The following is a 2,786-nucleotide window of genomic DNA, read 5'->3' on the forward strand; positions in this document are numbered from 1 at the left end:
GGCGGCCCGGCTCAGCGACGGCGCGAGGCGGTCCAGCGCCAGCGCGAGATGCGCCTCCGGGGCCACCGGCACGAGCGGACGGTCACGCCGGACGGCCCCGAGGATCGCCTGGGCGACACGCTCGGGCGGGTAGCCGCGCCGGGCGAAGACCTTCGCCGCCCCCTCGCGCAGCTCGTCGGCCGTGTCGGCGGACACCCCCACATAGCGGGCGCGACGCGGGAGGCCGGTGTCGATCACGCCGGGACAGATCGCGCTGACCCCGATGCCGTCGTCCGCCAGTTCCAGGCGCAGGCACTCGCTGAACCGGAGCACGGCCGCCTTGGTCGCCGAGTACGCGGCGACGTCGGTGCCCAGCGAGAACGCGGCCATGGACGCGACGTTGACCAGGTGCCCGCCCTCGCCGCGCGCGACCATCCGCGAGCCGAACAGGCGGCAGCCCCGGTACACGCCGTCCAGGTTGACGGCGCGGATCCGGGCCCAGTCCGCCTCGCCGGTCTCCAGCAGCGGCCCGGCGACCCCGATGCCCGCGTTGTTGACGACCACGGCCGGGACGCCGAAGTGCTCGGTGACGTAGTCGGCGAACCGCTCCATGGCCTCGGCGTCCGCCACGTCCACCCCGTACGGGTGCGCGACGCCGGAGCCCGCGCCCGGCCCGCCGCCCGGGGAGCCCCCGGCCGCCGCGACGGAGATCTCGTCGGCGACGCGCTTGGCCGCGCCCTCGTCGATGTCGGCGACCACGACGGCCGCGCCCTCGGCGGCGAACGCGTGGGCCGTCGCGCGGCCGATGCCGCCGCCCGCGCCCGTCACCACGACGAGCCGTCCCGCGTACTCACCGCCGGGGCGTCCGGCGGCGCGAGCGCGGGCCAGCTCGGGGGTGTCCGGGCCGCCCGCGAGGTGGTCGATGAAGTCGGTGATCCAGTTCGCCACCCGGTCCGGGTGGGTGCGGGCGACCCAGTGCCCCGCCGGGATGCGCCGGACGTACAGCGGGTCGGCGTGCCCGCGCGCCGACAGCAGCGCGTCCGGCGACCCGTACCGGTCCCGCGTCGGAACGATCAGCTGCACCGGGACCTGCGCCGTCGCGCCCCCGGCGGGAAGTCTCCGCAGGTTGGCGCGGTACAGGCCGAGGCCGTTGCGCGCGTCGCGGCCGAGCGTCGGCGCGGGGTGCCCGGTCCTCGGCTCACCGCCCTCGGCGCGCCGCAGCCCGCGCGCGAACGTCGCGGCCACGACGCGGGCGAGCGCCTCACCCGTCCCCGGAGCCGCGAACAGCGGCATGTAGGCGCTGCGCCGCGCCTGGTCCACGACCCGGGCCGTCCGCCGGACGCGCTCCCGGACCGGCCCGGGGCCCGTGGTCTCGCGGCGCGCCCACTCGGCGACGTGCCGCCAGTCGGGGCCGGAGATCGAGGTGAAGGACGCGATCCGGCCCGCGAACGGACGTCCGGCCGGGCCGTCGGTGACGGCGGCCCAGCCCTGGACCGACCCCCAGTCGTGCCCGACGAGATGGACGGGCGCGTCCCCGCCGACCGCGTCCAGGACGGCGGCGAGGTCGCCGAGCAGCGCCTCGACCCGGTAGTCGTTCGGATCCTCCGGCGTCGTGGACGCCCCGGACCCGCGCACGTCGTAGGCGAGGACCCGGAACCGCTGGGCGAGCATCTCCGCGACCTCGTCCCACACCGCGCTGGTGTCCGGGTAGCCGTGCACGAGCACGACGGTGGGCCGGTGGCCCTCGCCCCGCTCGCGCACGGCCAGTTCGACCTCGCCCGACCTCACCCTGTGATCCCGCACCGCGATCACCTTCTCCGTCGGAGGGTGTCCTTTCCGCGAACCTACGCCCTGGGCTCGCCGGGGGCGACCCTCCTGACCGGTTGGCGAAGGATGGTCAGCACCCCGAGGCCGAGGTAGATCTCGTGGTGCAGCCCGCGCGGGGCGAGGCCGTTCTCGGCCATGAACTCGTCCATGCGGGCGAGCGTGGCGGGCTCGTCCGCGTAGTCGCCGTGGTGCAGCACCTGCACCGACGGCCCCTCGGCGAACTCGGCCAACTGCACGCGCGCCGCCGCCGGGAGCTTGGCCGAGACGGCGTCCCGGGCACGCTCGACCTGCTCGGCCGTGACGTCCCCCGGCGTCTTGAGGAACAGGTGCCACCGCCACTCGGCGCGCGGGACCTCCAGCGGCGGACGGTCGTCCTCGACCCACCAGCGCCCTTCCAGCGGCACGCCGGGGGCGCCCGCCGCCGCGGCGACCGCGTACACGGCCTCGGTCGCGGTCAGGTGCTCGGTGCCGCCCGGCTCGCCGAGCCCGCTGACGGACAGCCCGCGGACGGCGTCCAGCTCGACGAGCGCGGGCTCGTCCGTGGCGGTGTACCAGGGGTCGGCCGGGGCGGCCTGCCCCGCGGTCGTTTCGGGCCGGGTCTCGGTCATCGTTCGTCCTCCAGTCGGATCTGCACCCGGGTCACCAGAGCCTCCGGCGGGGTGCGTTCGGGGTCGGTGAGGTAGGTCTCCCGGGTCGTCGCGCCGGGGGTGTGGCCGTGGTCGGCGCACCAGGCGAGCAGCCCGTGCACCACCAGCCCGACCTGGTCGAACGGCCCGACGTGCAGGGCCGTCGCGCACGGCCCGCCCGGCAGGACGTCCCGCCGCGTCCCCGGCGGCGCCTCCGCCCCGTCCGGCAGGACGGCGGCGAGCGCGACGGGAAGCTCCTCGTCGGGGTCCAGCGGGAACAGGCCGATCATCGGCTCGGCGGACGCGACGCCCGCCAGCCGTGCCGCGCAGCGCCCCATGGCCGGCGAGATGTCG

The 2,786-nt window shown here is 77.0% G+C and carries 3 protein-coding genes; all 3 read right to left on the bottom strand.

What is annotated here, in order from left to right; genetic code table 11:
• Positions 1–1,782, bottom strand: a 1,782-nt coding sequence (locus AB0J52_RS34975; RefSeq protein ID WP_500187187.1) for an SDR family oxidoreductase, incomplete at its 3' end; no start/stop codon positions are given.
• Between the two features lie 41 nt (positions 1,783–1,823).
• Positions 1,824–2,414 (bottom strand): hypothetical protein, encoded by a 591-nt coding sequence (locus AB0J52_RS34980; protein ID WP_500187188.1) that lies wholly within the window; start codon positions 2,412–2,414, stop codon positions 1,824–1,826.
• Positions 2,411–2,786, bottom strand: a 376-nt coding sequence (locus AB0J52_RS34985; protein ID WP_500187189.1) for a GyrI-like domain-containing protein, incomplete at its 5' end; no start/stop codon positions are given. The genes AB0J52_RS34985 and AB0J52_RS34980, both read right to left, overlap by 4 nt.

Origin of the sequence: Spirillospora sp. NPDC049652 (assembly GCF_040675125.1) — a bacterium.
Classification (GTDB): Bacteria; Actinomycetota; Actinomycetes; order Streptosporangiales; family Streptosporangiaceae; genus Spirillospora.

Bases quoted from the DNA above. Each gene is read 5' to 3' on its own strand.
- AB0J52_RS34980 (WP_500187188.1), bottom strand. From the start codon at position 2,414: ATGACCGAGACCCGGCCCGAAACGACCGCGGGGCAGGCCGCCCCGGCC.